The following is a 17,752-nucleotide window of genomic DNA, read 5'->3' as shown; positions in this document are numbered from 1 at the left end:
ATAGGGGAAATATGGAATTGTTAGTCTTCTTCAGTTATGATTGGTGCTAAGAAATTAATAATAATAAGTAGAAGGTGAACATTCAATGGTACAACTTAAGCTCATACAACCATCACTAGCTTACGAAACAGAATATCTATCTTACTACCAAGAATGGAAGGAAAGTGGAGAGGACATGGTTCCATGGGTTATTAGTAAGGACCCCTCAAACTTTTCGGAAATGCTTCAATCTCTTTACGATGCAGAAAAAGGTGAGAATCTACCGGACAAATGGGTGCCCGACTCAACATTATGGTTAGTTGATGAAAATAAAAAAGTAATCGGAGCTGTAAATATTCGCCATCGGTTGACCGAAACATTATTCAACAGTGGTGGACATATTGGTTATGGAATCCGTCCGTCAGAACGCCGTAAAGGATTTGCTACGAAACTCTTATCATTATCTTTAGAAAAAGCGAGAAAACTGGGGATTCAGAAAGCTTTAGTTGTTTGTGACCATGATAATATGGGTTCATTTAAAACAATAGTAAATAATGGCGGGGTACCAGATTCCGACTTTATCGAGGAAGATGGAAATGTCATCAAAAGGTTTTGGATAGAATTGTAGATTGATTTGCGCTTACAGTCTTGCTACCATATTATTGTACACAGTCCTAAGCTGAAACAAGGAGTCATTATCATGATCATTCAATTCATTCGTTATAGATAAAAACAGGTATAGACGATATGTAGACCCCACTTATTTTTTAAAAATAGTTAGTGAGGGTTTATTTGTCTATGCCTTTTTCATTTCTAAAAACGAATGAATGAGGTGGCTTTTTTGTTAAAACAGAATAGAAGAATGCAAAGTGCAGATTATGTGAGCAAAAATGAAACGATGTTTGCTTGTCCTATTTGTCATTCCCCTATGGAGGTAATGGAGTCTAAAAGCTTGGTTTGCTTCAAACGTCATACGTTTGACATTTCGAAACAAGGCTATATCAATTTTTCGACTCACCCAGTAAACACGAAGTATAATAAGGAACTATTTGATGCAAGACGAAAACTTATAATCGATGATGGTTTTTTCGTGCCCTTGTCCAATGAAATTTCAAGGATAGTTGGACAATGTTCAGGTAAAAGAATAACGATTCTTGATACGGGTTGTGGAGAGGGATCGCATCTGTTTAAAATTTGTGAGACTGTCAATAAAGATGTAATTGGAGTAGGAATCGATTTATCAAAGGAAGGAATTCGAGCAGCATCTATGAACTATGGAAATAAGATTTGGGCGGTGGCAGACCTAACAAACACACCGTTTCAGACTTCCCAGTTCGATGTAATCCTTAATATCCTTTCACCATCCAATTATGCAGAATTTAAGAGGGTATTGAAAAAGAATGGGATCGTCATTAAAATTGTTCCTCAAAGTGGATACTTGAAAGACTTGCGAGGCGAAATTTTTGGAGATCGTTCCTATTCGAATGAGGATACAGTAAAAAGATTTTATGATAATTTTCGAATTGTTGATCGTTCAAGGTTAACGTATAATAGGAAACTTAATAAATCTGCTATAGAATGGTTGGTTCAAATGACACCCATGACATGGGCTAAAAAAGAAAAAGTAGCTTCAATATTAAATAAGGAAACAGTTCAAATTACGGTTGATTTTGATATTCTGATTGGTAAATAAAATTTAATCTTTTCTAGAGAAGTACCCTGCTTCGCAGCGTTAATTTATTGAGATTAACGCTGCTTTTTTTTGAGTTAGCATAGTATCTGGATTCTGGTTAACACTATAGTCGCAGTAAAAAAACTCTTGACTATAAGGAAAAATTTTTGGTAAAGTTACAAACAGACCGGTTGGTATGGTGGAGGTGTACTACGGGAATGGATACAAAAGCACTAATTATCGAAATCGCGACAAAGCTTTTCCAACAAAAAGGATATATAGGTGTGGGGCTAAGCGAAATTTTAAAGGCCTGTAACATTTCGAAAGGTTCGCTATATCATCACTTCCCAAATGGAAAAGAAGAATTACTTATTGCTTGCCTTCAAGAGTTGAATGAAACAATCACTAATGACATCGAGAACATTTTTGAACGGTACCCGAACACGATCGAAGCCACAAAAGCTATGATTGATCAATTAATCATTCATTTTGAAACAGAAGGAACGATTACGGGATATACATTTAGCAGTATTGTCAGCGAAATGTCTTCACTTAGTGAACCAGTTCGTTATGCTTGTTCTAATTTATATACAAAAATGCAAGGTATTTATTCAAACAAGTTAGTTGGGGATGGATTTTTGGAGGAAGTTGCTCATTCAATTGCACTTACGATGGTGGCTACAATTGAAGGGGGAATGATGCTTTGTTTAACTCAAAATGCAAGTGAACCACTAAAAACAATTTCTCTAGTATTACCAAACATATTACAGGAGATAAAAAGTGAATAATATGGTTTTTGAAAAAACGGCTAATTCCAATTTTTCATGAGCATAGCTCAGGAAGATATGGGATTGGCCTTTATTATGCAAAAAATAGACCCAAATGGGTCAAATCAAAGAAAAAGGAGATTTTTATGAACACACAATTACAAGTCAAAAGTCCTAAAATAATGGCATTTATTTTAATGTTTGGTACCTTTATAGGATTATTTGGTGAAACTGCATTAAACATGGCATTAACAAATATTATGGGTGAATTCTCAGTCAAACCTGCTATTGCCCAATGGCTGACAACAGGATATTTATTAGTATTAGCGATATTAGTTCCAATTTCTGCACTGTTGATGAAATGGTTCTCTACTAGAAAATTAGTTATCGGGGGACTAGTTATTTCACTATTAGGAGCGGTACTAGCTGCTCTATCTCCAAATTTTGCAATACTATTAGCAGGCCGTATCGTGCAGGCAATAGGGACGGGTGTTTTAATACCAGTTATGACAAGTGTTCTTTTAATTATTTTCCCTGTTCATAAACGTGGAGTGGTAATGGGGATAATGGGATTAGTTATTACATTAGGTCCTGCCTTAGGCCCTACACTTTCAGGGGTAATTATTAGTACGTTAGGATGGCCATATATTTTCTGGATTAGCTCTATTTTATATGCATTATTGACCCTTTTTGCTGTAGCTAAAATTGAAAATGTGTCGGAAATTACGAAACCAAAAATTGATTTTTCATCGGTTGCTTTATCAACGATTGGTTTTGGCGGTTTAATTTACGCATTGGCGTCAATGGCCGAAGCAGCTATCTCATCGCCAATAGTTTGGGCACCTTTACTAATTGGAATCATCGCACTTGTATTATTTGGCGTTCGCCAAATGAAAATGTCTCAGCCCATGGTTAACTTACGTGTATTTAAGTTTCCTATGTTTACCTTGGGAACAGCGACGATGTTCCTCGGTATTTTAATGATTTTAGCAGCGGGTATTCTCTTACCAATGTATCTAAAGGATGCTTTATTATATAGTGCAGCAGTAGCAGGTTTATTATTACTTCCTGGTAATGCTGTCAATGTTGTGATGTCACCAATTGTTGGTACTCTATTTGACAAATTCGGACCACGTGTTTTCGTCATTATTGGTTCTATAATTATTCTGATTGCAAATTTCATGTTTGCAACCGTAATATCAGCATCAACTCCTGGTTGGCAAATAATAGTTGCATTTATGATTTTCTTCTTTGGATTAACGATGGTAATGATGCCATCACAAACAAATGCCCTAAATCAATTGCCACGTGAATTTTATGGTGATGGTTCAGCTGCTATGAATACATTGAATCAAGTAGCAGGGGCAGCAGGTACAGCGATAGCGATTACGTTATTTACAGCTGGCCAAGGAAATTATGTGGTCGAAGTTCCTGCTGCATCAGAGCCGCAAATCTTAGCCGCAGGTGTAAAATATGCATTCTACTTTGTTACTGGAATTTCAGTTGTTACTTTAATTTTATCTTTATTTGTAAAAAAGGGATCCAGTGTAAAGGAAAAATCTGCATCAACAGTAAAAGCAACAGAACCTGTTCGAAACTAATACAATTTAACAAAACTAAACTTTTATATTTTTCACTAGACCATTCGTAAAGGCCAATCTTTGCGAATGGTTTCTTTTTATGATATAAGAATACTGTTCGTAATATTATTGATAATGTCCCCTCTGCTAAGAACACCTATAACCCGACCAGCCCCGTTGACTACAGGCAGTTTTTTGAAACGATGCATCGATAATAACCGCATTGTTCTTTCGAAATCTTCATCAGGTGATACGAAGAGGAGGTTTCTTTTGGTCATGATTTCTTTTACAGGTGTATCCAACTTTTCTTGTAATACATCTTCTAATTTCCCATCCTCTATTAAATAGACAATTCCAGCAATCCCTATAGGCTTAGGAGTTAGGTAGCGCAATACATCCCCATCTGATACCATACCGACCAAATTTCCTTTATCATCAACAACTGGCACACCGCCAATTCGGTTTGATTTAAGAATAAGTAATAATTCTTTGACAGTATTTGAAGGTTTTACAGTAAAAACATTTGTAATCATGAAATCTCTGACCTTCATTGTTGATCTCTCCTTCATTTTGTAACCGTATACATTTTTGGTATATTAGTATTTTAACACAAATAGCAAACAGCATGTCTTTAAGGAATTTGACAAATTTGTGGAATGAGAAGGATTTTTTAGGTTCGTCAGAGTGTGAAAAAACGCTAGTTCAATGAACAGCGCTTTTAGATATGGCTATTCTATTTCCTTACCAAATCTCCAAAGTTCACTTCAAACTCCGCATGGTCTCCAAGCGCATGCGGGACTTGAATACTGATGACAACAGAATTATTAAGAAAGTAAGAAAAAATTCCATATGGATTTTCTTCAGGGTTTGGGTGATCTGCCTTTTTGATAGCCTCAATGAGATCTTGGTTATTAAAAGTGTTCAAGTATTCTATGATAGCAGCATGTTTTTCCTTATTTGGCTCAGGTGGATTTTCCCAATCAATATACTTCGCATTTTTTAATGTTTCTATGAAATGTTCATCTAAAACAAACAGATCGAATAACCTGATTTTCTCTCCTGTTTTCCAATCGATATTGGTTGTAAAAAGAAGATGAGTAGGATACATACCACCATTATAATTACCAGTATAATGAATACTAAAAGTATCAGATTCTGGAAGTATGACATGATTATCCATTTTGAGTGGAGCATCGCCATCTTGGAATTGGTTCAGAAACAGAATGGCATCATCTTTAATGAGATGATTGATTTGTTGTTCCAGGTCTTTATTTTGCATTTTTAAAAGCTGAGGGTAGTGAATCGTTAACTCCCCGTTCTCATATGTTGCTGTATCAAATTCAAAATGCTCTGCATTATTTTCATCTTCTCCTTGATGCGATGGTACAGTTTGCTGGCTTTCACAGCCTGCTAACATAAAGGCGAAAGCAAAAGTAACCAAAAAAAGAATTCGCTTCATTCGCTTTGCTCCTCCAAAAATGATCCAATAGTTCATTTTACATAGTTACTTTCTATATTATTACAATTACAAGGAAATAAAAAAAGGCCTGGATTCCCAAGCCATTCACATTAAGATGGATAATTAATTTTTCCGGTTTCAACAAGCTGCTTTAGACCCATAAACATCCAGTTCCAACCTTGCTCTGAGCTTTCATTATACTCCTTGAGCGATTTTTCGATGTCTTCTTCAGTCCAACCTTCCTCATGCGGCACAACAATTTCTTGTGTAAAAGTCATCTCACTGCCATTTTCAACAGGATTAATCACTACTGTAACCACATCCTGTGTATCGCTAAATTGAGGCATCTTAAATGTAAAAACTAATTTACTTGGGCGGTCTATTTCAAGGTATTCACCAATTGCTCGATAATCCTTACCATTTCTGTGATCAACAATTTCCCAGGTTCCACCGACATGTGGTTCATTTTTTGCGACCTTATTAGTGTGTTCCATTGTAAATAACCATTTTTTGATCATGTCTGATTGGGTCCAAGCATTAAAAACTGCTTCTGGAGCTACATCAAATTGTCTTATCATCGTTAATGTTGTAATTGAGGTTTTAGTCAATATTCTCATCCTTTACCAGTAGTTCCTTAAACATAGCGAATTGAATGAAAAAGTGCAACTTTCAGAGATGGAAATGAATTTCAGTTGACCAAATAAAGCTTGGTTGATATCATTTAATTATCGTTTAGTAAACTTTGTTTCTTATTAGAAAACTTTTTTACATCATACGATTACTATAGAAGGTGAAAACATGAATCTACAGACAGATGTTTGCATTGTTGGTGGAGGTCCGGCAGGTGCTCTTCTTGGCTATTTATTAGCTAAGAAAGGGATATCTACGATCGTTGTTGAGCGCACATCAGGAAATGAACGTGAATTTAGAGGTGAGCACATCAACGCGGAAACCGAAGCCATTTTAAAAGAACATCATTTATTTGATAAAATAGAATCACTTGGCTTATTAAAAATGAAAAAAGTGGAATATTATTACGAAAGAAATATTGTAAAATCAATTACTCCAACACGAGAGGATCATGTTGGAATCCATATTCCGCAGCCACACTTTTTAACTGCTGTTTCAAACGAAGCTGCGCAGTTTCCAAACTACCAGCTGCTTTTAAACACAAGTGTCACTGGGTTAGTTCAGGACGAAAAAGGCAACTATACAGGTGTAAAAGCAAAACAAAATGGACAAGAAATCAATATCTCAAGCTCAATCGTTGTAGGCACGGATGGCCGTTATTCGACTGTTCGAAGACTTGCAGACATTGCCGCTACAGAGGAAACACATGGTTATGACGTGCTTTGGGCTAAAATCCCAGCACCTGCTGGTTGGGAACCTTCAACAAAAATGGTATATGTCAATGGTCACCAACTTGCATTGTTCACACAAACAGGTGGGATGATTCAAATCGGCTGGAACATTGAAGAGGGTACATTTGCCTCTTTACGGAAGCAACCGCTGGAACCATTTTTGGAACCACTTTTAATAAGTTTTCCTGAATTAGAACCACTTGTTCGTGGACACATTCAATCCTGGAAAGACTTCGTGTGCTTAAAAGTGTTCAGCTCAAACGCAGATACATGGGTAAAAGATGGTCTTGTCATCCTGGGAGATGCCGCTCATACCATGACGCCAACGGCTGCAATCGGAATTAACTGTGCGATAAAGGATGCTTATGTTTTGGCACCAATCCTTGAGCAAGCCTTAATCGATGGGGACTTAACTGAAACAAGATTAAAAGAATTCGAGATAGCAAGACGAGCTGAAATCGAACAACAACAAGAAATGCAATTTCAAAAAGAGGAATCATTTAAAGACAACTTTCTAGAAGTTGTTGGATATTAAAAGTATGCAGATTAACGCTGCATGCTTTTTTTGTTTGCCCGCAAAATGGCTAAAAATTGTATTTAAAGATTAAGAATAGTATTTAAAGATTAAAAACAGTATTTCAGGATTTAATACCAGTTATTTTTATATAGGAACAGTAAAGTGCTTTTTAGAAAGTGAAGGTTAAAGAAAAGAAAGGATTTTTCCTGTTCTTACCGAATAAAAACTATAGGAAACATGAAAACAGGGGGAACACGATGAATCTAGTCAAAATAAAGGGAGAAAAAGTAACCTTACGACAAGTTGAAAAAGAGGATTTACCTACGCTTTGGGAAATGCGTTACGGTGATCCAAATCCGGAATGGAAAAAGTGGGATGCGCCCTATTTTACGCATAAGTACATTGATAAAGAAACGTATATAAAAAAGTCCGAACATCAACTCACAAGGCAACACTATCCATTAGATCAAATGATTATAGAAGCGGATGGTCAAATTATAGGAACGGTCATTTTTTATTGGGAAAGTGAAGCAACTAGATGGCTTGAGATGGGCATTGTCATCTATCTTCCCGAATATTGGGGTGATGGCTACGGTACGGAAACAATTAAGCTGTGGATTGACTATTTATTTGAAACAATACCATATATCGAAAGAGTCGGATACACTACATGGTCTGGAAATCATCGCATGATCAAAGTTGGTCAAAAACTCGGTATGACACTCGAAGCACGTATGAGAAAATGCCGTTATTATAATGGTGTCTACTATGACTCGATTCGAATGGGATTACTACGGGAAGAATGGGAACAGACGAAATAGGATGTAAGACCTGCATTTCATGGCGAAATGCAGGTTTTTTTAATGGAAGGGATTTGCTAACGCCGATAGGTAGGAATTAACGCCGATAGAACAAAATTAACGCCGATAGAACAAAATTAACTCCGATAGAACGAAATTATCAACGATAGATATCTGTGATACAAAGTGAAATTACAATTTTCCAATTATTATTGACACCATTTACACGCTGTCGTAGTATTATATATGAGCATATGCTCATATAGTTTGTGAAAAAAGTGGGGATTATAATGTATGATGTTGTTATTATTGGAGCTGGTCAAGCGGGTTTAGCTATGGGCTTTTATTTGAAAAAAACAAATCAATCTTTTCTACTTTTAGATAGGGCAAAGGAAATCGGTGATGTGTGGCGAAACCGCTATGATTCGCTGACTCTTTTTACACCAAGAGCTTATAGCGAACTTCCAGACATTCAAATGGAAGGTCAAAGACAGGGTTACCCTACTAAGGATGAGGTTGCCGATTATTTAACAAAATACGCATCATACCATTCTCTCCCGATTCAATTGAATACATCGGTAGTCAGGGTTACCAAAGCAGAAAAAGGTTTTCAAATTGAAACGACAAATGAAACAATCCATACCAAAAATGTGATAATTGCAACAGGTCCGTTTCAGGAGCCTTCTATACCAAAAATTGCAGAAGCTTTATCCAATCATGTGTTTCAAATCCATTCCTCACAATACAAAAATCCAGACCAGCTAAAAAATGGCCCTGTATTAGTAGTAGGTGGGGGGAGCTCCGGGGCACAAATTGCAGTCGAGTTAGCAAAGGGCAGAGATGTGTACCTTTCAGTTAGTCAAAGACATACTTTTATCCCGCAGAATCTAGGTGGCAAGAGCATTTTTTGGTGGTTTGATAAATTTGGTATACTCAAAGCTGACGCCACATCAAAATTAGGTAAATTAATAAAAAGTCGACCAGATCCGATTTTTGGATTTGAGTTAAAAAAGGCTATACATTCCAGAAAAATCACTTTAAAACCAAGAACAACGAACATAAAAGAGGATACATTCTTTTTTCAAGATAAAAGCGATCTAAAGGTGTCAAATGTTGTATGGGCAACAGGATATAGATCAAATTATCAATGGCTGCAAATCCCTGAAGTCTTACAACAAAATGGTCAACCTGAACATATTAGAGGAATCACAACTATAAAGGGGCTCTACTTTTTAGGCCTACCTTGGCAATCCCGGAGAGGCTCGGCCCTTCTACAAGGAGTCGCAGACGATGCAAAATACATCATTCAACATTTTCAGGATGCCAAGCAAAATTAAGAAAGAAGGTTTAAAAATTGGAACAAAAGGATCATTCTTTTTTATCGCAAGCGACTATTGACGAAGCGTCACGGATTTTTAAGGCACTCGCAGATCCAACGCGAATCAAGATTCTTTACTTATTGTCTCAAGAGGAATGCTCGGTCAACCATATCGCGGAAGTACTCGAAATGTCACAATCGGCTGTATCCCATCAGCTCAGCCTACTGAGAAATTTACGCTTAGTGACATACCAACGCGAAGGAAACACATTCCTTTATACATATGATGATGAACATGTCATAACGTTGCTACACCAAGTCATTCATCATATTGAACACGAATAGGAGGAGAGAATGATGGGACATCACCATCACCACCATGGTCACCACCACCATCATCACGGACACGACCATCATGGTCACCATCACCACAATCATTTTGATGAAGTGAGGGAAGGAAATAAAAAAGGTCTACTCATTGCTTTGATTATTACCAGTGGAATTATGCTGCTTGAATTTTTCGGCGGCCTCATTACAAATAGCTTAGCCCTACTATCAGATTCAGGTCATATGCTAAGTGACGCAAGCTCGCTATTTTTAAGTCTAGTTGCATTTTGGTTTGCAACTAGACCTGCATCACCGAAGAAAACCTACGGGTTTTACCGATTTGAAATTTTGGCAGCCCTTTTTAATGCGGTTACGTTGTTCATCATTGCGGGCTTTATCGTTTATGAAGCATTTGACCGATTTTTTGAGCCACCGACTGTTGCAAGCGGGACAATGATGATCATTGCTGGTATTGGTCTATTGGCAAATTTGCTTAGTGCCTGGTCGTTAATTAGCAAAGGGGATGTAAAAAATAACGTTAACCTACGAAGCGCGTACCTACATGTTCTAGGAGATGCTCTAGGTTCAGTTGGAGCGATTATCGCAGGTTTACTGATGCTCCTCTTTGAATGGTATATTGCCGACCCAATTATTTCTGTTGTGGTAGCTTTCCTCATTTTAAAAAGTGCTTGGGGTGTTTTGACGCATTCCATCCACATTTTAATGGAGGGAACGCCAATAACAATTGACCAAAAAGAAGTCAAAGCTACACTTGAGGAAATTGATGGGGTTATCGATGTTCATGATCTCCATATCTGGACGATTACATCGGGAATGGATTCGCTCACCTGCCATATTTTAATCAAGGACGATCACGATAGTCAGGAAATTTTACAGCAAGCGATTGATAAAATACGTGAAGAATTTAAAATTGAACACACTACGATACAGATTGAAACGTCAACGATTGAGCATGGGGAAATGAAAGTATAACACTTTATCCAGCATTAACGGGCAGTAAACCCCCACTGATTGAAGTTTCACTTTATGGAGCTAAGTTACCTAGCTCCTTCCATACATAGGAGGAATTTATGAGTCAAAATCTGCAAAACTATATGAAATCTCAAGCAGATCAAGGTTATTTTAATGGGGCTGTACTTGTGGCGGAAAAAGGAGAAATTTTGCTATCAGAGGGCTATGGATATGCAAGCTTCCAATACGAAGTACCAGTCACTTCAAAAACAAAATTCAGAATCGGTTCCCTTTCAAAGGCCTTTACGGCAGTAGCTATTTTAAAGCTTGTTGAAGACGACAAACTTGCATTGACTGATACGGTTGATCTATTTTTACCGGACTTTAGATTCGGCCACCAAATAACCGTTCATCATCTGTTATCCCATACTTCAGGAATTGCTGATTTTACTTCATCACCAGACTATTGGAACAAATCAATGAGGCTTCCATCCACGCTTGAACAAGTGTTGGACTCTTTCAAAGACGTACCACTTGATTTCGAGCCAGGAGAGAGAATGGAATATTGTAATGCTGGTTATCTAGTACTAACCGCAATTATTGAAAAAATTACAGGAAATTCTTATGCGAAATTATTAACTGATACAATTTTCCATCCACTTGGAATGATTGATACAGGTGTTGATGACGGAAGAACTATTATTCCTGATTTGGCAACAGGTCACACCTTAAATAAAACGATCATTCATACAGAATTTATCGACATGTCATTTCCTCTAGGGGCATACGGTTTATACTCTACAGTTGAGGATTTATTCAAGTGGGGACAAGCTTTACGTAATGGTGACATTTTAAGGAAAGAACTGATCGACCAAATGTTTACTCCTAATCTCGATGGATACGGTTATGGTTGGTTTGTGCTAGATAAACCTGAAAAAGTAGCCCGTCATTCTGGGGATATAAATGGCTATGTTAGTGATTTTTATTTGTTTGTAGAAAAAGATGTAACGATTATTGTGTTATCAAATTTTAATCTCACCCCTGTTGAGAAAATTAGTGATGATCTTTCGAGAATAGTATTTGGTAAGGGTATAAAACCAATGGTGATCCCACATAAAGTAGAACAAAAGATAGACACCTCACCATTAATAGGCGAGTATGAAAATGAAAATATGCAGCTAACAATTCACCGAAATCATGGGGGTTCTTTATTTTTAACAGCTCCTAAAAAGTATGGTGTTCCATATATGTATCCTATTAATCTTGTAAAAGTGGAAAATGCTCAAATGATTTATCAAGCTGAGTTTCTATATGAAACCTTGACATTTGATTTGGGAGATACAGAAATAAAACTGCTTTATGCAGACAATTATGGGCGTGAACATAATTTTATGAAAAAATAAGCACTCCTTTTTTAAAAAAGATTTTGTATAGTAAAATGGAAATAACAATGGTTCTATATTAGGAGTTGGAAACATGAGAGTTCTCGTTATAGAAGATAATGAAAGTGTATGTTCAATGATTGAAATGTTTTTCTCAAAAGAAGGCATCAAAGGTGAGTTTGTCCATGATGGCCTTAAGGGCTATAACCGTTTTAAAGAGGATAATTGGGACTTACTCATTGTGGACTGGATGCTGCCCGGGATGGATGGAGTAACCATTTGCCGAAAAATACGCGAGGAGAAAAACGATATTCCGATTATTATGCTGACAGCAAAGGATAGTGAATCTGATCAAGTATTGGGACTTGAGATGGGGGCGGATGATTATGTCACAAAGCCATTTAGCCCACTCGCTTTGATGGCACGGATTAAGGCTGTTACTCGTCGTTATAATAATAGGACTTCAGATGAAGTTGAAGCAGAGACCCTTCAGACCGAACATTTTAAAATCAACAAGAATACAAGAGAAGTCCTTATAAATGGAGCATCTATTAATAATTTAACACCTAAGGAATTTGATTTATTGTATTATTTTGCACAGCATCCAAAGCAGGTGTTTTCAAGGGAGCAGTTATTGGATCGTGTGTGGGGGTACCAGTTTTATGGGGATGAGCGCACAGTTGATGTACATATAAAGCGGCTTCGTAAAAAACTTGGTACAGCTAATCAGCCCTTTTTCCATACAGTATGGGGTGTTGGCTACAAATTCGATGAGTCCATTGAGGAAGAAAAATGAAATTTCGGTACATGTTTCAGCAGCTTGTTAGCCACATAAGTGTGATTGTGGTTGCGTTTCTAATTTTAAGTATTGTGTTCGCGCACTACGTTGGGAACCTCGTCTTTGAAGAAAAGGTCGAGGAATTGACCACATATGGTGAGAATATCATAAGTGATATTAATCGCACATCGAATGTCGATGTACTAATTCGGCAATACTCAAACCTGCTCAATGAGCGAAATATTCTTTTTACAGTGTTTGACGAAAATGGAGTAAGCCTGAGTGCTTTCGGTGGATTTGTTCCACAGGTCGAGTTAAAAAAGAAGGAATGGGACAAGGTCCGCAGTGGGCATATTGTGTCAGTAAAACAGGATTATAAGCGTTTTGATCAGGAAGTGACGTTTATTGTCATGCCTTATATGCTTGGTCAAACCTTTGTCGGAGGGGTCCTACTAGCGTCACCGATCAGTGGAACACAGGAAATGATACATGATATCAACCAATATTTGTTTTACACGATGTTTTTGGCACTGGCTGTTGCTCTTTTAATGAGCTGGATTTTGTCGACGATTCATGTAACGCGCATCAAACGCTTAAGGAAAGCAACTTCGATGATTTCCGCTGGTGATTTTTCTGTAAAACTCCCCTCATCTGATTTTGATGAAATTGGCGAGCTATCAAATGATTTTAACGAGATGGCAAAGCGTTTGAAGAAATCGATGGAGGAAATCGAAAGCTTGGAAAGCCGCAGAAGGAAATTCATGGCTGATGTCTCTCATGAAATGAGGACACCACTCACAACGATTAGTGGTGTGATTGAAGGGTTGAAAAATGACTTGATTCCTGAAGAAGAAAAGGCAAAGGGCGTTCAATTAGTTAACCAGGAAACAAAACGTCTCATTCGCCTCGTGAATGAAAACCTGGACTATGAAAAAATCCGATCAAATCAAGTTACTCTCCAAAAGGAAACGATTGAGTTAATTGAAGTGCTCGAGATTGTAAAAGATACACTTGAGCCACAGGCGGATGAAAAAAATGACCAAATAATCATTGAAGTCCCTGAAGATTTATCGATAACCGCCGATTACGATCGCTTGATTCAAATTTTAATCAATATTATTAAAAACAGTATCCAGTTTACCGATAACGGTACAATTTGGATTCGTGGAAAAAAGGGCGAGAACGAAACGATTATCGAAATCGAAGATACCGGAGTGGGAATCGACCCAGTAGAAATCGAGAAAATCTGGCATCGTTTTTACAAGGCCGATGTCTCACGAACCGGTACTCTATTTGGTCAATTCGGTCTAGGACTTTCAATCGTTAAGCAGCTCGTTCAGCTCCATAACGGAAAGATTGAAGTGTCTAGTGAAAGAGGAAAAGGAACCAAATTTGAAATTCGAATTCCATATGATTAAATCCACCATTTTTTTGGTGGATTTTCTATGTCTTTTCAAGGTTTGTTAATATTTTGTTCATAATTTTTGTCTATGATATATACATGGAGTTAGTTAAGGGAGGAATTCATAATGGAGAACGAAAAACGTTTTGATGAATTTAATCATACAGAAGGTCAATCTAACAACCTAGAAAATAGTGAAAATCATAATAAAGAAACTCATTCTGAACAGGAAGAAATGAAACTAGAACAAGAAGAAATGAAACTAGAACAAGAAGTTGAGCAAGTGCTAGCTGAGCCAGTCGAATCGGAAACGATTCAACTATCGTCGGTTTCCGAAGAAACGACACTGCGCTCATCAAAGCTAAAAGAGAAAAAATCAACTGGTAAAATGAAAAGCTTTCTATCCATGGTATCTGCTGGCGTCCTTGGTTCGGCATTAACACTGGGAGTCGCACCACATATTGACGGATTACAGGGATATTTCAATTCAGATGCACCAACTAAGGAGGAGCAATCAGGAGTAATTGAAGCTTCTGGACCTGTGCAAATCCAACCAACTGCAGTCAATGACTCATCGTCTTCTGTAGCGGATATGGTTGAAGATGCATCAAAAGGAATTGTTGGAATTACAAGCATGCAAGCCCAACAAAATCCGTTTAACAGAAACAATTCACAAAGTGTCCCAAGTGGAACTGGTTCCGGGGTTATTTTCCAAAAGGATGGCGATAAAGCCTATATTGTTACAAATAACCACGTAATCGAAAATGCAAATGAAGTGGAAATCTCACTTTATAATGGTGAAAAAACAATGGCTAAGTTAATTGGAACAGATCCGTTAACCGATTTAGCTGTTTTAGAAATAGATTCTAAAAACGTAGAGGCGGTTCTGCAATTTGGTGATTCCGAGTCACTAAGACCTGGTGACCAGGTGTATGCAATTGGAAACCCACTTGGACTTGATTTATCAAGAACAGTGACATCAGGAATTGTAAGTGCAAAGGATCGTAGCATTTCCGTTGATACCTCTGCAGGTAGCTGGGAATTAAACGTAATTCAGACCGATGCTGCGATTAACCCTGGTAACAGCGGTGGTGCTCTTTTAAATACACAGGGGCAAATTATTGGAATTAATAGCTTAAAGATTGCGAATAGTGGTGTTGAAGGACTAGGCTTTGCCATCCCTAGTAATGATGTCGTGCCGATAATTAATGATTTAATAGAAAGTGGTAAAATTGAGCGTCCATTTATTGGCATCGGTTTAGCGGACCTTGCGGAAATACCAAGAATGTATTATGCTGACCTGCCTGATGATATAAAAGAAGGAGTCATTGTAACAAGTGTTGCACAGAACTCTGCAGCTGAAAAAGCGGGCATGAAAATGACCGATGTCATCGTGAAAATCAATGACACAGAGGTTAAAAGTTCAATGGACCTTCGCAAATACTTGTATTCAAAAGTGAAAATTGGTGACGAAATTGAGTTAAGCTTTTACCGTGGCGGCAATCTTGAAACAGCAAAACTTACATTAGCAAGCAATAATACAGGAATAGAATAACGCATAGCGGTGAAGGGATCAAAAATGATGGGGAAAACAAAATTAGCCTGGGTCTTTGGGTCAATCTTATGTATAGCACTAATAGCAATTATTGGGTTCACTTTTTTAAAGAAGGATGTAGTTGCTAGTGTAGCTGGCGTAGAAATTGAACGTAATGAACTGCACACATCCTTAGAAAAATTATATGGCCCACAGGTTTTAGAATTATTAATTACGAATAAAATCATTGAACAAGAAGCTGAAAAAGAAATGATAACAGTCTCAGATAAAGAGTTAGATGAGGAAATGCAGCCATTAATCGATTCCTATGGAGGAGAGGAAAGCTTTACGAGTGCTATTGAAGCTAGTGGTTTGACTCGCGCTGATGTAGAAGACGATGTAAGGCAGTTTATCCAAACGAAAAAACTACTTGAACCAAGAATTGAGATTACAGATGATGAGATAAAAACATATTTTGAGGCAAACAAGGATTCACTTGCCCAGCCTGAACAGGTTCAAGCAAGTCATATCTTAGTGGAAGATGAAACAACAGCAAATGAAGTAGCCACAAAGCTTGCAGATGGGTCAGATTTTGCCGAATTAGCAAAAGAGTATTCAAAGGATACTGCCAATGCTGAGGATGGTGGAGAGCTTGGCTATTTCGGAAAAGGGCAAATGGTTGCTGAATTTGATAATGCAGTATTCTCATTGGGTATTGATGAAATTAGTGATCCTGTAAAAACAGAATTCGGATACCATATCATCAAAGTTACCGATAAAAAAGAAGCCAAAGAAGCTAATTATGAAGAAAGCAAAGACACCATTTACGAAGTCTTGTTTAATCAAAAAGTCTCAGAGGAATATACTGTGTGGCTCACTGAAAAAACAGAGGAATACAAGATTGAAAGAAATTTAACATAATGTGAAGGAAGGTCCAAACCGGAAATGCGGTTTTGGGCCTTTTCGTATGTTTCATAACGGAGAAATATATCTGAAATAATTTACTATCACCGACAACATTTCCCGGGAAACGACAGCATGTATTGGTTAGTGACAGCAAATTTAAATAGATTCAAAAATATACTAGACCATAGGAAATATGCTTTGTAATAACTACTACCTAAATATCATAAAATGCATTCAAATTATTTGGGAAACAGACTATCTTTTCGAAAACGATAAGAATCAGGTCTCAAATACGCAAAATTGCCATATAGATTACTACCACTTGAAAAAACAGGAGGAATTAAAAATGAGTCACTATTTATTAACACAATTTGAATTGTTAAAAGGTCGTTTTCTTGGCGAGTTGGAGGATGTAACGGACGAGATAGTTACCATTCAACCGGACGGTTTTAATAATACAATCCTTTGGCATGTAGGGCATCTCGTTACCATCAATGAACAATTTATGTTTGGTTATCCGAAGAAGTCTACTTTTCTACCGGAAAATTATATGGATCTCTTTGCAAAAGGAACTAGTCCTGCCAGTTGGAATGGAGACATCCCATCATTAGCAGTTATGGTAACTCAATTTACCGAACAGGTAACCAGAACTCAGCAAATCCCCATTGAACGATTTGAAGAAAGATTGAAACAACCATTTCTCGGGCTTGAAACCTTCGGTGATATAACCAACCTAGCACTCTTCCATATATCCTATCATTTAGGCCAGATCCATGCGATGAAGCTTGTTATTAAAAATAATTAAACTACCAAACCTGAGGACAATTCCCTAGGCTTTTGCTTTTTGTGATTGTATCGATTTTTATGGAAATCTATCGATTGGCGTCGCAAAGATATGACTATCCATATACCTATTTTCAGAGAGGAAAAGATAGTATGGGTCACATAAATGCTCGCAAACTATAAAGAGTATAAAAAGCACTTGACAATTCAAGGGA

The 17,752-nt window shown here is 37.3% G+C and carries 18 protein-coding genes; 15 read left to right on the top strand and 3 right to left on the bottom strand.

Features of this window, described 5'->3' with window-relative positions; translation table 11 throughout:
- Positions 1 to 85 precede the first annotated feature (85 nt).
- The 4 genes from V7097_RS10835 (at position 86) to V7097_RS10820 (ending at position 4,019) form a co-directional block, all read left to right on the top strand.
- Entirely contained in the window at positions 86 to 607 is a 522-nt protein-coding gene (locus tag V7097_RS10835; protein WP_335703629.1) for a GNAT family N-acetyltransferase, read from the top strand.
- Positions 608 to 820: 213 nt separating this feature from the next.
- Entirely contained in the window at positions 821 to 1,672 is an 852-nt protein-coding gene (locus tag V7097_RS10830) for a putative RNA methyltransferase (RefSeq protein ID WP_335703628.1), read from the top strand.
- Positions 1,673 to 1,869: 197 nt separating this feature from the next.
- The gene (locus tag V7097_RS10825; RefSeq protein ID WP_335703627.1) at positions 1,870 to 2,439 is read left to right on the top strand and encodes a TetR/AcrR family transcriptional regulator; all 570 of its coding nucleotides are present in this window, start codon (positions 1,870 to 1,872) and stop codon (positions 2,437 to 2,439) included.
- A 125-nt stretch (positions 2,440 to 2,564) separates the two neighbouring features.
- Entirely contained in the window at positions 2,565 to 4,019 is a 1,455-nt protein-coding gene (locus V7097_RS10820; RefSeq protein WP_335703626.1) for a DHA2 family efflux MFS transporter permease subunit, read from the top strand.
- Between the two features lie 77 nt (positions 4,020 to 4,096).
- On the opposite strand, the gene V7097_RS10815 is transcribed toward V7097_RS10820, so the two are convergent.
- From V7097_RS10815 to V7097_RS10805, 3 genes are all read right to left on the bottom strand, one after another.
- Positions 4,097 to 4,549 carry a CBS domain-containing protein gene (locus V7097_RS10815; protein WP_335703625.1) on the bottom strand — a complete coding sequence of 151 codons (453 nt, stop codon included), beginning with the start codon at positions 4,547 to 4,549 and terminating at the stop codon, positions 4,097 to 4,099.
- Between the two features lie 182 nt (positions 4,550 to 4,731).
- Complete coding sequence (locus V7097_RS10810) at positions 4,732 to 5,457, bottom strand: hypothetical protein (RefSeq protein ID WP_335703624.1); 726 nt, start codon at positions 5,455 to 5,457, stop codon at positions 4,732 to 4,734.
- A gap of 110 nt (positions 5,458 to 5,567) precedes the next feature.
- Complete coding sequence (locus V7097_RS10805; RefSeq protein WP_335703623.1) at positions 5,568 to 6,074, bottom strand: SRPBCC family protein; 507 nt, start codon at positions 6,072 to 6,074, stop codon at positions 5,568 to 5,570.
- 181 nt (positions 6,075 to 6,255) lie between these two features.
- On the opposite strand from V7097_RS10805, the gene V7097_RS10800 reads away from it, so the two are divergent.
- The 11 genes from V7097_RS10800 (at position 6,256) to V7097_RS10750 (ending at position 17,559) form a co-directional block, all read left to right on the top strand.
- On the top strand, positions 6,256 to 7,353 hold the full coding sequence (locus V7097_RS10800; RefSeq protein ID WP_335703622.1) for an FAD-dependent monooxygenase: 1,098 nt from the start codon (positions 6,256 to 6,258) through the stop codon (positions 7,351 to 7,353).
- Between the two features lie 239 nt (positions 7,354 to 7,592).
- A complete protein-coding gene (locus V7097_RS10795) occupies positions 7,593 to 8,156 on the top strand; it encodes a GNAT family N-acetyltransferase (RefSeq protein ID WP_335703621.1) in 564 nt (187 codons plus the stop codon).
- A 269-nt stretch (positions 8,157 to 8,425) separates the two neighbouring features.
- Complete coding sequence (locus V7097_RS10790) at positions 8,426 to 9,472, top strand: flavin-containing monooxygenase (RefSeq protein WP_335703620.1); 1,047 nt, start codon at positions 8,426 to 8,428, stop codon at positions 9,470 to 9,472.
- 17 nt (positions 9,473 to 9,489) lie between these two features.
- Positions 9,490 to 9,798 carry an ArsR/SmtB family transcription factor gene (locus tag V7097_RS10785; protein WP_335703619.1) on the top strand — a complete coding sequence of 103 codons (309 nt, stop codon included), beginning with the start codon at positions 9,490 to 9,492 and terminating at the stop codon, positions 9,796 to 9,798.
- Positions 9,799 to 9,810: 12 nt separating this feature from the next.
- Complete coding sequence (locus V7097_RS10780) at positions 9,811 to 10,773, top strand: cation diffusion facilitator family transporter (RefSeq protein WP_335703834.1); 963 nt, start codon at positions 9,811 to 9,813, stop codon at positions 10,771 to 10,773.
- Positions 10,774 to 10,871: 98 nt separating this feature from the next.
- On the top strand, positions 10,872 to 12,155 hold the full coding sequence (locus V7097_RS10775; protein WP_335703618.1) for a serine hydrolase domain-containing protein: 1,284 nt from the start codon (positions 10,872 to 10,874) through the stop codon (positions 12,153 to 12,155).
- Positions 12,156 to 12,228: 73 nt separating this feature from the next.
- The gene (locus V7097_RS10770) at positions 12,229 to 12,930 is read left to right on the top strand and encodes a response regulator transcription factor (protein WP_335703617.1); all 702 of its coding nucleotides are present in this window, start codon (positions 12,229 to 12,231) and stop codon (positions 12,928 to 12,930) included.
- Positions 12,927 to 14,330 (top strand): HAMP domain-containing sensor histidine kinase, encoded by a 1,404-nt coding sequence (locus V7097_RS10765; RefSeq protein WP_335703616.1) that lies wholly within the window; start codon positions 12,927 to 12,929, stop codon positions 14,328 to 14,330. Before V7097_RS10770 ends, V7097_RS10765 begins: the two co-directional genes overlap by 4 nt.
- A gap of 111 nt (positions 14,331 to 14,441) precedes the next feature.
- A complete protein-coding gene (locus tag V7097_RS10760) occupies positions 14,442 to 15,869 on the top strand; it encodes a S1C family serine protease (RefSeq protein ID WP_335703615.1) in 1,428 nt (475 codons plus the stop codon).
- Between the two features lie 24 nt (positions 15,870 to 15,893).
- A complete protein-coding gene (locus V7097_RS10755) occupies positions 15,894 to 16,769 on the top strand; it encodes a peptidylprolyl isomerase (protein ID WP_335703614.1) in 876 nt (291 codons plus the stop codon).
- Positions 16,770 to 17,100: 331 nt separating this feature from the next.
- On the top strand, positions 17,101 to 17,559 hold the full coding sequence (locus V7097_RS10750; RefSeq protein ID WP_335703613.1) for a DinB family protein: 459 nt from the start codon (positions 17,101 to 17,103) through the stop codon (positions 17,557 to 17,559).
- Positions 17,560 to 17,752 lie beyond the last annotated feature (193 nt).

The organism is Bacillus sp. JJ1562 (assembly GCF_036962705.1).
Classification (GTDB): Bacteria; Bacillota; Bacilli; order Bacillales; family Bacillaceae_L; genus Ferdinandcohnia.
Note: the sequence above shows the minus strand (reverse complement) of the source record. Positions and strands in the feature narration are given on the sequence as shown.

Excerpts from the sequence above, each read along its gene's own strand:
- V7097_RS10815 (WP_335703625.1), bottom strand. The coding sequence starts at position 4,549 with ATGAAGGTCAGAGATTTCATGATTACAAATGTTTTTACTGTAAAACCT.
- V7097_RS10770 (WP_335703617.1), top strand. The coding sequence starts at position 12,229 with ATGAGAGTTCTCGTTATAGAAGATAATGAAAGTGTATGTTCAATGATT.
- V7097_RS10820 (WP_335703626.1), top strand. The coding sequence starts at position 2,565 with ATGAACACACAATTACAAGTCAAAAGTCCTAAAATAATGGCATTTATT.
- V7097_RS10760 (WP_335703615.1), top strand. The coding sequence starts at position 14,442 with ATGGAGAACGAAAAACGTTTTGATGAATTTAATCATACAGAAGGTCAA.
- V7097_RS10750 (WP_335703613.1), top strand. The coding sequence starts at position 17,101 with ATGAGTCACTATTTATTAACACAATTTGAATTGTTAAAAGGTCGTTTT.
- V7097_RS10790 (WP_335703620.1), top strand. The coding sequence starts at position 8,426 with ATGTATGATGTTGTTATTATTGGAGCTGGTCAAGCGGGTTTAGCTATG.
- V7097_RS10755 (WP_335703614.1), top strand. The coding sequence starts at position 15,894 with ATGATGGGGAAAACAAAATTAGCCTGGGTCTTTGGGTCAATCTTATGT.
- V7097_RS10825 (WP_335703627.1), top strand. The coding sequence starts at position 1,870 with ATGGATACAAAAGCACTAATTATCGAAATCGCGACAAAGCTTTTCCAA.
- V7097_RS10780 (WP_335703834.1), top strand. The coding sequence starts at position 9,811 with ATGGGACATCACCATCACCACCATGGTCACCACCACCATCATCACGGA.
- V7097_RS10805 (WP_335703623.1), bottom strand. The coding sequence starts at position 6,074 with ATGAGAATATTGACTAAAACCTCAATTACAACATTAACGATGATAAGA.
- V7097_RS10775 (WP_335703618.1), top strand. The coding sequence starts at position 10,872 with ATGAGTCAAAATCTGCAAAACTATATGAAATCTCAAGCAGATCAAGGT.
- V7097_RS10765 (WP_335703616.1), top strand. The coding sequence starts at position 12,927 with ATGAAATTTCGGTACATGTTTCAGCAGCTTGTTAGCCACATAAGTGTG.
- V7097_RS10800 (WP_335703622.1), top strand. The coding sequence starts at position 6,256 with ATGAATCTACAGACAGATGTTTGCATTGTTGGTGGAGGTCCGGCAGGT.
- V7097_RS10795 (WP_335703621.1), top strand. The coding sequence starts at position 7,593 with ATGAATCTAGTCAAAATAAAGGGAGAAAAAGTAACCTTACGACAAGTT.
- V7097_RS10835 (WP_335703629.1), top strand. The coding sequence starts at position 86 with ATGGTACAACTTAAGCTCATACAACCATCACTAGCTTACGAAACAGAA.
- V7097_RS10810 (WP_335703624.1), bottom strand. The coding sequence starts at position 5,457 with ATGAAGCGAATTCTTTTTTTGGTTACTTTTGCTTTCGCCTTTATGTTA.